This is a genomic window from Lentibacter sp. (assembly GCF_965658795.1).
Taxonomy (GTDB): Bacteria; Pseudomonadota; Alphaproteobacteria; order Rhodobacterales; family Rhodobacteraceae; genus Lentibacter.
Genome location: NZ_CBFHTG010000008.1, coordinates 47,963 through 60,388 on the forward strand (window position 1 = coordinate 47,963; position 12,426 = coordinate 60,388).

Below are 12,426 nucleotides of genomic sequence, written 5' to 3' on the forward strand. Positions count from 1 at the left end.
TCCAGATTGCAAGCCGCTTCAGTCCAGCCTAAGCTGGCGCTTATGGCGATTTCGGTAGAAACCTTCTTTCTTGATCCTGACGCGCAAGGCACGCTGCAAGCGCAGATTCAGCAGATGATTGCCGAGGGGATTCTCTCTGGCCGCCTGCGCAAAAGCGAGAAGCTGCCCTCAACTCGCAAGCTCGCTGGGCACCTGCGCGTCAGCCGCATCACAGTGACACTCGCCTATACCGAGCTTTTGGCAAACGACTACCTCAGCTCCAAGGGGCGCTCAGGCTATTTCGTCTCCGACAATGCGCCCGAGCCACCCAGCTTTCCGCCCCGCCCGGAGGCTGAAGAGGCGCTTGATTGGTCGCGCGCCATCGGCCAGCGCTTTTCGGGCGGCACGTTGCACACCAAGCCGCGCGACTGGGCGCGCTTTCGCTATCCCTTCATCTACGGCCAAACCGACCCGACCTTATTTGACCACGCCAACTGGCGGCTCTGCGCGCTGCAGGCTTTGGGCCAGAAAGACTTCGAGCCGCTGACATCCGACTACTATGATCAGGATGATCCGGAGCTGATCGAGTTCATCGCCCGCCACACGCTCCCAAGGCGCGGCATCCTTGCGGAGCCAGAAGAAATCCTTGTGACCATGGGCGCCCAAAACGCGCTGTGGCTCGCCACACAGGTTTTGCTCACACAGCGCCGCACAGCCGCCTTCGAGGAGCCGTGCTATCCCTCTCTGCGCACCATTCTCAACCAGTCCCGCTGCCACCTCGCGCCAGTGGGCGTTGACGGTGAAGGCTTGATACACAGTGAAATTCCGCCAGAAACCGATGTGATCTTTGCCACCCCCAGCCACCAATGCCCCACCACAGCAACCATGCCACTGGCGCGCCGCCGTGCCCTGCTTGAGAAAGCGCGTGAGGTAAACGCCGTCATCGTCGAAGACGACTACGAGTTTGAAATGTCCTTTGATGGCGCGCCCTCGCCTGCCCTCAAATCGCTCGATGGTGATGGCCGCGTCGTCTATGTCGGCAGCTTCTCCAAATCGCTCTTTCCGGGGTTGCGGCTGGGCTATCTTGTCGGCTCGCGCCCCTTTATCCGCGAGGCCCGCGCGCTGCGCGCCTCTGTTCTGCGCCATGTGCCGGGCCACATCCAGCGCACAGCCGCCTACTTTCTGCGCCTTGGCCATTATGACGCCCTCATCCGCCGCATGTCGGGTGTGTTGTCCGAGCGCCGCCGCGTCATGAGCGAGGCCATGGCGCTGCACGGTCTCGAGGTCGCAGGCCAAAGCGGCACTGGTGGCTCCGCCTTCTGGATGCGCGCGCCCGAAGGTGTGGACACCACTGCGCTCGCCGCAGAGCTGCGCGCGCGCTCTGTCCTCATCGAGCCGGGCGCACCGTTTTTTGACGAAGCCACCGCCCCGCAAAACTTCTACCGCCTCGGCTACAGCTCAATCCCCGCCAACAAGATCCCCGAAGGGGTGCGGCTCATCGGCGAAGCGCTGCGCAACTGGCCTTAGGCGCGCCCTCAAGCTGGCCCTAACCCGATCCGCGCCACACCCGTAATTTCATATCCAACCGTCAGGTGGCACCTGCCACCTGATTCTGCCCCTCATTGCGACCTTTTCGGAGAAAACACATGCAAATGACCACAGAAGAAGCCTTCGTCAAAGTCCTCCAGCGCCACGGCATCGAACATGCCTTCGGCATTATCGGATCGGCCATGATGCCCATCTCCGACCTCTTTCCCAAAGCGGGCATCCAGTTCTGGGACTGTGCCCACGAAGGCTCCGCAGGCATGATGAGCGACGGCTACACCCGCGCCACAGGCAAAATGAGCATGATGATCGCCCAGAACGGCCCGGGCATCACCAATTTCGTCACCGCCGTGAAAACAGCCTATTGGAACCACACACCCCTCCTTCTCGTCACCCCCCAAGCCGCCAACAAAACCATCGGCCAGGGCGGCTTTCAGGAAGTCGAGCAGATGAAACTCTTTGAAGACATGGTCGCCTATCAGGAAGAGGTGCGCGACCCCTCCCGCGTGGTCGAGGTTCTCACCCGCGTCATCGCTCAGGCCAAGCGCCTCTGCGGCCCTGCCCAGATCAACATCCCCCGTGATTTCTGGACACAGGTGATTGATGTCGAGATCGCAGATCCGATCGAATTCGAGCGCTCACCCGGCGGCACAAACTCTGTTACCGAAGCTGCAGCACTTCTCAGCGCCGCCAAAAACCCGGTCATCCTCAATGGCGCAGGCGTTGTTCTGTCCCAAGGCGGCATTGCGGCCAGCCAAGCTCTTGCAGAGCGCCTCGATGCGCCCGTTTGCGTAGGCTATCAGCACAATGACGCTTTCCCGGGAAGCCACCCGCTCTTTGCTGGCCCGCTGGGGTACAACGGCTCGAAAGCGGGCATGGAGCTGATCAGCGAAGCCGATGTGGTGCTCTGCCTCGGCACCCGCCTCAACCCCTTTTCCACCTTGCCGGGCTACGGCATGGATTACTGGCCCGCGGATGCCAAAATCATTCAGGTTGATATCAACCCTGATCGCATCGGCCTTACCAAAAAAGTATCTGTCGGCATCGTCGGGGATGCGGCCATGGTGGCCAATGGCATCCTAGGCCAGCTTGCCGGCACAGCGGGCGACGAAGGCCGCGAGGCCCGCAAAGCCAAGATCGCCGAGACAAAGTCACGCTGGGCGCAGCAGCTCTCCTCGATGGACCACGAAGATGACGACCCGGGCACAAACTGGAACGCGCGCGCGCGCACCGACAAGCCCGATTGGATGAGCCCCCGCATGGCGTGGCGCGCGATCCAGTCGGCGCTGCCAGCAGACGCCATCATCAGCTCCGATATCGGCAACAACTGCGCCATCGGCAACGCTTACCCGTCGTTCAACGAGGGCCGCAAATACCTCGCCCCCGGCCTCTTCGGCCCCTGCGGCTATGGCCTGCCTGCCATCGTCGGGGCCAAAATCGGCTGCCCCGATGTGCCTGTCGTGGGCTTCGCAGGCGACGGTGCTTTCGGCATCGCCGTCAACGAGCTGACGGCCATTGGCCGTGGCGAGTGGCCTGCGGTCACGCAAGTGGTGTTCCGCAACTACCAGTGGGGCGCAGAAAAGCGTAACAGCACGCTCTGGTTTGAGGACAACTTCGTCGGCACAGAGCTAGACACCCAAGTCAGCTACGCAGGCATCGCCAACGCTTGCGGCCTCAAGGGCGTTGTCGCCAAAACACAAGACGAGCTGACCGCCGCGCTCGCGCAGGCCATGGAAGACCAGAAAAACGGCATCACCACATTGATTGAGGCGATGATCAACCAAGAGCTGGGCGAGCCCTTCCGCCGCGACGCGATGAAAAAACCCGTTGCCGTCGCAGGGATTTCGGCCAGTGACATGGTCGCCCAAAAGGTCTGATGACGGTGGCACATGCCACAGACTTGTGATGTGCTCGCCCCATACTCGCGGTGAGCACATCCAAGAAAGGCACTCCCATGACCGAAGCCTACCCTTTCCTGTCAAAGATCAAGCCAAGCGCGCCCGCGCGCTTGCTCACCCAGGCCCGCGCCCTACCCACACCGCGCGTCGCGCTTGTCAATGCAGGGGCTGTCACGCCTCTTCTGGGCATCCGTGAAGCCGCCGAAGCAGGTCTGGCCGAACCCGTCCTGATTGGCGACACCGCCAAAATCCGCGCCGCCGCCGAAGAGATCGGCTATGACATCGCGGCCCTACGCATCCTCCATGCGCCCCACGCCGAAGCCAGCGCCAAGGCTGCCGAGCTTGCCTGCGCAGGCGAGGTCGACTCGATCATGAAGGGGCAGGTGCACACCTCGACCTTTCTCAAAGGCCTCTTGCCGTCCAAGGCGGGCCTGCGCGATGCAGGCACCCGCTGTGGCCACGTCTTTCACATCACCGCCCCCGGCAGTGACCGCCCCCTTCTGCTCACCGATGCCGCGCTCAACGTAAACCCCAGCATCGAGACACGCCAAGCCTGCCTCACCCACGCTGTGACACTGGCCCAAACCCTCGGCATCACGCGCCCCAAAGCGGCGCTTCTGGCGCCGTCCGAAGATGCAACGCCCTCTATCGCCAACACGATGGAAAGCGCCGCCATAGCCGCCTGGGCGCGCGCCAACCTGACCGAAGCAGACGTGGCAGGCCCCATCGCCATGGATCTGATCCTCTCCAAACGTGCCGCCGAGGTGAAAGGCTACACAAGCCCAGTCGCGGGTGATGCAGATATCATCGTCACCCCCAACATCACCACAGGCAACGCGCTCTTCAAGCTCATGGTGCTGGGGATGGGCTGCTGCGCAGGCGGGCTTGTGCTCGGCGCGCGCGTGCCCATCCTGCTCACCTCCCGCTCTCAGGAAGCCGCCGCGCGCCTCGCGTCCGCCGCCCTCGGGGTCATTGCCGCACACCAAGCCAAAGAGGCTGCGCGCTGATGCTCCTCGTCCTCAACACAGGCTCCTCCTCCATCAAACTCGCGCTCTTTAACGCAGCGCTTGATCTGGTGGTTGATGGCACAGTCACAGGCGTTGGCGGCGCGGGCCACATGGCGCTTGGCGAGAACAAACAAGATGTCACAACAGACAATCACACAGAGGCGCTCGACTGCCTGCTTGCAGGCCTGACAGCCCGCGGCATTGCGCTCAGCGAGATCACAGGTGCTGCGCACCGTGTGGTTCACGGAGGGCGCAGCCTTGTCGCGCCCACGCGGATCACCCCCAAGACATTGGCCCGGATCGAAGCGATGATCCCTCTCGCGCCCCTGCACAATCCGCCTGCGCTGGCGGGCATGGCGGCTGTCACCGCGCGGCTGCCGCACCTGCCCCAGTTCGCCAGCTTTGACACCGCCTTTCACGCAGGCCAGCCCGATGTTGCCACGGCCTACGCCCTGCCCCGCGCAGAGCGTGACAAAGGCATCCGCCGCTACGGCTTTCATGGCCTCAGCTACGCAGGCATGGTGCGCCAGCTCGGGGCCAATCTGCCCCCGCGCCTGCTCGCCCTGCACCTTGGCGCAGGCGTCAGCCTCTGCGCCATAAAAGATGGCCGCTCCATCGCCACCTCAATGGGCTACTCGCCGCTCTCTGGCCCCACAATGGCCACCCGCACAGGCGATATTGATGGCATGGCCGTCTTGCGCCTCGCGCAAGACCACGGCTTTGATGGCGCAGCCACGCTGCTCAACAAAGAGAGCGGGCTGCTCGGCCTTTCAGGCACCAGCGCCGATATGCGCGCGCTGCTGGCAGACACCTCTCCAGAGGCCACCTTCGCAGTAGAGCATTTTATCTATTCCATCGTGCATCAGGCCGGCGGGCTGATTGCTGCCCTTGAAGGGGTTGATGCCATCGCCTTCACAGGCGGCATCGGAGAAAACTCAGCCCCCATTCGCGAGCGCATCATGGCGCGTCTCGCGTGGCTTGGCGAAAAGCCCATTCACATCGTGCCTGCCGATGAAGAGCGCCAGATCGCAATTGACGCCATGGCCCTCATCTCCGCCACATGATGCCGCCTCAGCTCATAGCGCAGCATACGGCCGTGGCCGCCACAATATCAGCCACAGTTGCGCCGCGGCTCAAGTCGCAGACAGGCTTGTCAAAGCCCTGCAAAAAAGGCCCCAGCGCCTGCGCACCCCCCAGCTCCTGGCAAAGCTTATACGCGATATTGCCAGCATCGAGCGACGGGAAGACAAGCACATTGGCCGCCCCGGCCCCCATGCCTTTCTTTTCTGCAATCGCCGCATTGAGCGCGGCATCTGCCTGCACAGGCCCAAGAAAGCCCGCAAGCTCCGCCGCCGCGCGCACGCGCTCCACGCTCTCGCCTGCCCCGCTTGTACCGGTCGAAAACGACAACATCGCCACATCGGCCCGCCCCAAAAGCGCCGTGGCCGTCGCCGCCGACGCGCGGGCAATATCGGCCAGCTCTTCCACACTCGGCGCAACATTCACCGCACAATCCGCAAAGATAAGGTCGCGCCCGTCAGGAAACAGCATCACAAAAAACGACGAGGCCGTAGCAACACCTGCAGCTGGCCCAATGGCCATGCCCGCCGCCTCGATCACCCGCCGCGTCGGGCTGTCAGCGCCTGCAACCATGGCATCAGCCTCGCCCGCAGCCACCATCGCTGCCGCGCGGTACAAAGGCTTGGCCAGCAAGCGCCGCGCCATCGCCTCTTTCATGCCCCGCGCCGCAACAAGCGCCGCCACCTGCGCCTCGCTCACCGCGCCCAAGGCCAGCGGCTCACACAGCCCCTCTGCCGCAAGCTGCGCCATGGCCTCCGCCACCCGCGCATCTTCCGCCTCGGGAAACACCACGCGCCGTGGCCGCGCTTTGGCCGCAGCATATATTTTTTCTAAAAATTCCATGTATGCCTCTGTATACTTCCCTCAAAGGAGCCAGCTATGAGCACAGACGTCAAGATCAACCGCGGTCTGAAAGGTATCTATTTCGAGCGCTCGGGCGTCAGCCACATTGATGGCGCGGCAGGTGAGCTCAGCTACCGTGGCTACTCCATCCACGATCTCGCCACCAAATCCACCTTTGAAGAGGTTTGCTATCTGCTCATGTTTGGCGAGCTCCCCGATGCGGCAGAGCTGGCCGCTTTTGACGCCCGCCTCAAAGCCGCGCGCATTTTGCCCGGCGGCATTTACGACATCATCCGCAGCACAGCAGAAGGCCACCCGATGGACGTTCTGCGCACCGCCGTTTCGGCCCTTGCCGCGCTGGAACCACAGAGCCAGAACGTGGGCGAAGAGGCTTTCATCGACAATGGCATCCGCCTCACAGCGCAAGTGCCCATGATCATCGCCGCGCATGAAAACATCCGCAATGGCCGCGCCCCCGTTGACGCCGACGCAACCCTCAGCCACGCAGCCAACTGGCTCTACATGCTCAAAGGCGAGCGCCCGTCAGAGGCCGCCGCACGTCTGGCCGATGTCGACTTTATCCTCCACGCCGAACACGGCGCAAACGCTTCGGCCTTTGCCGCCCGCGTCACTGTGGGCACAGAGGCAAACCTGCACGGTGCCATGGTCACCGCGCTCAGTACCCTCGCAGGCCCCGCCCACGGCGGCGCCGCAGAAGACGTGATGAAAATGGTGCACGAGATCGGCACCCCCGACAAGGCCGCCGCCTATGTGAAGGCCAAACGCGCCAACCGTGAAGCTGTCACAGGCTTTGGCCACCGCGTCTACCGCGCCGAAGACCCTCGCGCGCGCCACATGCGCGACGGCGTGCGCACACTCGGGCAAGAAATGGGCGCGCCCGAATGGTACGAAATCCTGCAAGCAGTCGTCGAGGCCATGCAGCCCTATGCCCGCCACGGCCTCAACGTGAATGTCGACTTCTATTCAGGGGTCATCTACCAGCTTCACGGCATCCCAATGGATCTTTACGTGCCGATCTTTGCCATAGGCCGTATGCCCGGCTGGATCATCCAATGTATCGAGCAACAGCGCGGCAATATCCTCATCCGCCCGCTCACGCTCTACAACGGCCCCGAGATGCGCCCCTATGTGGACATGACTGACAGATGACAGAGCTGCTCCAGCTCACTGGTTTTGAAGCCGCCCTCGCGCTTGTTGCTGTCTTCGTGGCAGGCGTGGTGCGGGGCTTTGCAGGCTTTGCGCTCTCGGCCTTGATCATGGCAAGCCTCGCCACCGTGATCCCGCCAGTTGAGCTCATTCCCGTCTGCACCATGCTGGAGCTGGCCTCTGCCACCCTGCTCTTGCGCGGCGGCTTTGGCGCGGCCAACAAGCGCATGGCCCTCACCTTGCAAGCAGGCGCGCTCATAGGCGTGCCAACAGGTCTTTACCTGACCACAACACTTGATCCGGAGGTGTCTAAAGTCATCGCGCTGGCGCTTGTCGTTGGCCTCGCGCTTTTGCAGCTTGCGCGCGTGCGCCTACCTGTCACGCCCTCGCCCGTCCCAACCTTTGTCACAGGCATCGCCTCGGGTTTTGTGACAGGGCTTGCCAGCATCGGCGGCATGGTGATCGCGCTCTACACGCTGGCGCTGCACATGCCGCCCAAAACCATGCGTGGCTCGCTCATCCTGATCATCTTTATCGGCGGCTCGCTCACGTTTCTCTGGCAGATCCTCTATGGCATGATCACACCGCTGGCGCTCACACGGTTCGCCGTATTTGTCGCGCCCATGCTCGCAGGCGTTCTCATCGGGCGCGCGTTTTTTCGCCCCGAATACGAGCGCTTCTATCGCCCGTTCTGTCTCACTCTGCTTGTTGGCCTTGGCCTCTTCGGCCTCTTGCGCAGCGCCCTCTAAAGGCGCGCGCTCACTTGCGCCAGCTGTCGAGCCACTTTTGCCAACGGCTCTTGCGCGCATCATAGCCATCGCCCAGCGCGTCCATCGCAGGGTCGACCATACGCTCCAGAAACTGCCGCCACATGGCGCGCACAAAGAAAAACGCCGCAATCAGGAAGGCAAAGAAAAAGAGGTTGAACCACGGAAAGGGGCGGTACTCCGGCCCGCTGACAGGCTTGACCGATATCGCATTGGGGTAGATCGACATAAAGCGCATCCGCCAGCCATAGTGGGTGATCGAGACCCACTGTTCCTTGCCCGCAAGTGCCGAGGCCTCGGCCTCAAGGTCGGAGCTGTCAAACTTGAAATACGGCGGGTAGACGCCTGTGTCTTCGTTGCGAAACACCATGACCTCTTCGCCACCACGCCAGAGGCCAAAGAACCATGTGTTCACACGCACCGTGTTGATCAGCCGCAAATCGCGCATATCACCCTCGGCCGCACCCACATCAACTTGGTTGTAAAACGGGCGCTGATACCACGAGAGCCGCTCCAAACGGTCAGAGATACCTGTGATCTTGGCCACGTCATGCTGGGGCAGAGAATAGTGCAAATAGAGCCCCGCAATCACAAACAGGAATACCCGAAAAAAGCGTCTCACATTGCGCATCGCGCGTCCTCTCAATTGATCACATAAATCAGCGTTGCCACTGCAACGGTGGGTATCACATACACCAGCAAGATCAACTTGCGCCGAAAGCCGCTCTCATAGGCGGCCATACCCGCCGCAACATAGGCCTCGCGGCCTGTTTCGGCCTGCGCCTCAGGGTCAAGCCCGGCCCATTCATCCTCTAGCCATTCACGCCGCACAGAGCGGGAGTAGATCGAGATCAAAACATAGATGATGCTGAGCACAACAAACCCGACAACCACAAACCTGATAAACTGCATCTTATCTCCTCACCGCACCCCAAGGGCCAACAAAACGCGCTGGCCTCGTCCACAGCATATTCGCAGTGCAATAAATCAGCCACAAAAGATTTCTGGCCATGCACCTCGCCACAAAGAGACGGCAGGGACAAGAATTGGCAGCGCTCAGCCCACCAGAACGGTTGAGAAACAGAAACAAAGCGGCTCCAGATGCGGAGATTGTCGCGCAAAAACACACAATTTTGCCTCAAACTCATCTCAATTGTTTCTAAAATTGGCCCAAAGAAAGCCTTGGCAGCCGACTAGTTTAATCTTGCACACAAAGATGCAGGAGCAGGAATCATGGCCACGGTAGGCTACTATTCAATGACAGCAGGCCAAGGGCAGGCCTCGCAGGTTGATGAGATCACGAACAACGGCGACACCGCCGTGAACGTGACTATCCCCAATGCTGCGCAGCTGGCCTCACTGGACAGCCTCTATGTGGTTAACCCGTCCAACAGCAGCTTCGGTGCCGAGTATATGGCCAACCTCGGGGCCATTTCTGCTGCGGTCAACAGCGGCATGAACCTCATCATCTTTGACCGCTATGTCACCAACGCACAAACTATCCTCCCGGGCGGTTCAGCCATCACCGCTCTGCGCGATTTTTCCGATAGTTCGAACATCGATGTCGCCAACGGCGCACCCAGCTCCTTTATCAACGGCCCCAACGGCACAATCACCGACAGCACCTTTGATGGCGGCAACAGCTCAAGTCACGGCTACGTCGAGATCACATCTCTGCCCCCGGGTGCAACACCCCTGCTCACCACAGGTGACCAGACCCATGTTGTCGCCTTCACCTACCCCTACGGCTCGGGCAATGTATTTTACTCCACAATCCCGCTGGATTTTTACACAGGCTCAAACAACAGCGCGATCACGCCGTCCGAAATCTTCACACTCTTTGGCAACACTCAAGACACGGTCATGTGTTTCACCAGCGGCACGCTGATCGAGACAGCCACAGGCCCGCGCCTCGTCGAAACCCTCGCTATCGGCGATGAAATACCCGTTGCACGCGGCGGCACAGAAACGGTCCGCTGGATCAGCACCTCGCATATCAATGCGGCTGACCTTGCCCGAAACCCTAAGCTCGCCCCCGTGCGCATCACAGCAGGCGCCCTTGGCGGCGGCCTGCCCAAGCGCGATCTGCTCGTGAGCCGCCAGCACCGTATGCTCGTGCGCTCGCGCGTGGCCGAGCGTATGTTTGGCGCACACGAAGCGCTTGTCTCCGCCATCCGCCTCACAGCTCTTCCAGGCATCTATGTGGATGAGAGCGTGCATGAGGTAGAGTACATCCACATTCTCTTTGACCAACACGAAGTCATCTTCGCCGAGGGGGCCCCGTCTGAGTCTCTTTTCACAGGCCCCGAGGCGCTCAAATCTGTGCCAAAAGCGGCCCGCGCGGAGCTGATGAGCCTTTTTCCCGCGCTCGCAACACTCGACTATAAAGCCATATCCGCAGCACATATCCCCTCGGGCAAAGACCAGAAGCAGCTGATCGCACGGCATCTGAAAAACCAGAAAGCTATGGTCGAAGCTCTGAACTGAGCTGACAAAATGTCTCTAAAATTCGAATCTTTCCTCCAAAAGTAGCGGAATATTCAAGTTTCTGACCTCTTATCCTCCCTCACGACACCACACGTGCAGGCGAGAAAGTGAGGCAGGCAATGGCCACAGTGGGCTACTATGAAATGGCTTCAGGCCAAGGGCTGGCCACTCAGGTCGACGAGATCACAAACAATGGCGATACCGCCGTTAATGTGACTGTGCCTGACGCTGCACAGCTCGCCTCACTCGACACGCTCTATGTCATGAACAGCAGCAACAGCGATTTTGGGGCAGAATACACCGCCAACCTCGACGCCATCGCAACCGCGGTCAACGGCGGCATGAACCTGATGATCTTTGACCGCTTCGTCACAGGCGCTGAAACAATCCTGCCAGGTGGATCAGCCATAACGGCTGTGCGCGACATGACAGATGATACCAATGTCAACATCGCAGAAGGCGCGCCCAAGGCTTTCACCAACGGCGCAGCAGGCACACTTGATGATAGCACATTCGACGAGGGCAGCAGCTCCTCTCATGGTTATGTAGAGTTTTCCTCGCTCCCAGCGGGTGCAACAGCGCTGCTCACCACAGGTGATCAGAGCCATGTTGTCGCCTTCACCTACCCGTTCGGGGGTGGCAACGTCTTTTACTCCACCATCCCGCTGGATTACTATACAGCTGGCAGCAACGCCGCGATCACCCAATCCGAAATTGATATTCTCTTCAGCAACCTCCAAGAAACCATGCTCTGTTTTGCAGCGGGCACACTGATTGAGACCCCCGCTGGCCCCACACCCGTCGAAGCGCTCCGCGTGGATGACGCCGTCTACATCGTACGCGGCGGCACAGCCCCCATCCGCTGGATCAACTCGTCCCGCGCCTGCGCCATCCGCCTCGCGCGCGCGCCCAAGCTCGCCCCCGTGCGCATCACAGCAGGCGCGCTTGGCGGTGGTCTCCCCCAGCGGGATCTGCTTGTCAGCCGCCAGCACCGTATGCTGGTGCGCTCCCGCGTGGCCGAGCGTATGTTTGGCGCACCCGAAGTGCTTGTCTCCGCCATCCGCCTCACAGCCCTGCCAGGCATCTATGTCGATAAAAGCGTCACCGAAGTGGAATACTTTCACATCCTCTTTGACACTCACGAAATCATCTTCGCCGAAGGCGCACCCAGCGAGTCTCTCTTCACAGGCCCCGAGGCGATGCGCTCCATCCCCACCGCGGCCCGTGCCGAGCTTCTGACGCTCTTTCCCGAACTTGCCACGCTTACCTACACAGCCATCTCCGCCGCGCATATCCCGTCAGGCAAAGAGCAAAAAGCGTTGGTGATACGGCACGCAAAGAATGCGCGAGCTTTGGTTGAGTGACGCTTTTAAAGGGGGCAAACTCAGCTTGCCTTTCGTGCCCAACCCCTGCCTCCACATATCGTGTCTTCGCCACGTTGTCGGGCGTGTCCGCGGAGCGGTTGTTCTCTTGCAGAACCGTCTACGTGGTGAACGGCCCCCGCCACCCGCCGCAATGCGCGCGCGTCTTTTCAGCGCAACATGTTCAAGCTCGGCGTTAGTCATCTTTCTTCTTGTCCAGAAGATAGGCAAGGCCGCCCACAGCCGAGAAGATCAGCAAGCCAACGCCCACAGGCATAACCGACAGCCCCAG

Annotated in this window: 11 protein-coding genes; 8 read left to right on the forward strand and 3 right to left on the reverse strand. The window is 61.0% G+C overall.

Annotation, left to right across the window (positions count from 1 at the left end; all coding sequences use genetic code 11):
- Positions 1–42: 42 nt before the first annotated feature.
- From ACTG3X_RS07670 to ACTG3X_RS07685, 4 genes are all read left to right on the forward strand, one after another.
- Entirely contained in the window at positions 43–1,506 is a 1,464-nt protein-coding gene (locus ACTG3X_RS07670; RefSeq protein ID WP_439110662.1) for a PLP-dependent aminotransferase family protein, read from the forward strand.
- A gap of 119 nt (positions 1,507–1,625) precedes the next feature.
- A complete protein-coding gene (gene xsc / locus ACTG3X_RS07675) occupies positions 1,626–3,401 on the forward strand; it encodes a sulfoacetaldehyde acetyltransferase (protein ID WP_439110663.1) in 1,776 nt (591 codons plus the stop codon).
- Positions 3,402–3,478: 77 nt separating this feature from the next.
- The gene (locus ACTG3X_RS07680; protein ID WP_439110664.1) at positions 3,479–4,429 is read left to right on the forward strand and encodes a phosphate acyltransferase; all 951 of its coding nucleotides are present in this window, start codon (positions 3,479–3,481) and stop codon (positions 4,427–4,429) included.
- On the forward strand, positions 4,429–5,493 hold the full coding sequence (locus tag ACTG3X_RS07685; protein WP_439110665.1) for an acetate/propionate family kinase: 1,065 nt from the start codon (positions 4,429–4,431) through the stop codon (positions 5,491–5,493). Before ACTG3X_RS07680 ends, ACTG3X_RS07685 begins: the two co-directional genes overlap by 1 nt.
- Positions 5,494–5,500: 7 nt before the next feature.
- On the opposite strand, the gene ACTG3X_RS07690 is transcribed toward ACTG3X_RS07685, so the two are convergent.
- On the reverse strand, positions 5,501–6,352 hold the full coding sequence (locus ACTG3X_RS07690) for a phosphate acyltransferase (protein ID WP_439110666.1): 852 nt from the start codon (positions 6,350–6,352) through the stop codon (positions 5,501–5,503).
- Positions 6,353–6,388: 36 nt separating this feature from the next.
- Between ACTG3X_RS07690 and ACTG3X_RS07695 the strand changes: the two genes are divergently transcribed.
- Both ACTG3X_RS07695 and ACTG3X_RS07700 read left to right on the forward strand, forming a co-directional pair.
- Positions 6,389–7,522, forward strand: coding sequence for a citrate/2-methylcitrate synthase (locus ACTG3X_RS07695; RefSeq protein WP_439110667.1), 1,134 nt, complete (start codon positions 6,389–6,391; stop codon positions 7,520–7,522).
- Positions 7,519–8,268 carry a TSUP family transporter gene (locus tag ACTG3X_RS07700; RefSeq protein ID WP_439110668.1) on the forward strand — a complete coding sequence of 250 codons (750 nt, stop codon included), beginning with the start codon at positions 7,519–7,521 and terminating at the stop codon, positions 8,266–8,268. The genes ACTG3X_RS07695 and ACTG3X_RS07700 overlap by 4 nt, the downstream gene beginning before the upstream one ends.
- Positions 8,269–8,278: 10 nt before the next feature.
- On the opposite strand, the gene ACTG3X_RS07705 is transcribed toward ACTG3X_RS07700, so the two are convergent.
- Positions 8,279–8,917, reverse strand: coding sequence for a DUF1523 family protein (locus ACTG3X_RS07705; RefSeq protein WP_439110669.1), 639 nt, complete (start codon positions 8,915–8,917; stop codon positions 8,279–8,281).
- Between the two features lie 11 nt (positions 8,918–8,928).
- Entirely contained in the window at positions 8,929–9,198 is a 270-nt protein-coding gene (locus ACTG3X_RS07710; protein ID WP_439110670.1) for a hypothetical protein, read from the reverse strand.
- A 321-nt stretch (positions 9,199–9,519) separates the two neighbouring features.
- Here ACTG3X_RS07710 and ACTG3X_RS07715 point away from each other — a divergent pair, with 321 nt between their 5' ends.
- Entirely contained in the window at positions 9,520–10,773 is a 1,254-nt protein-coding gene (locus ACTG3X_RS07715) for a Hint domain-containing protein (RefSeq protein ID WP_439110671.1), read from the forward strand.
- Between the two features lie 119 nt (positions 10,774–10,892).
- On the forward strand, positions 10,893–12,137 hold the full coding sequence (locus tag ACTG3X_RS07720) for a Hint domain-containing protein (protein ID WP_439110672.1): 1,245 nt from the start codon (positions 10,893–10,895) through the stop codon (positions 12,135–12,137).
- Positions 12,138–12,426 lie beyond the last annotated feature (289 nt).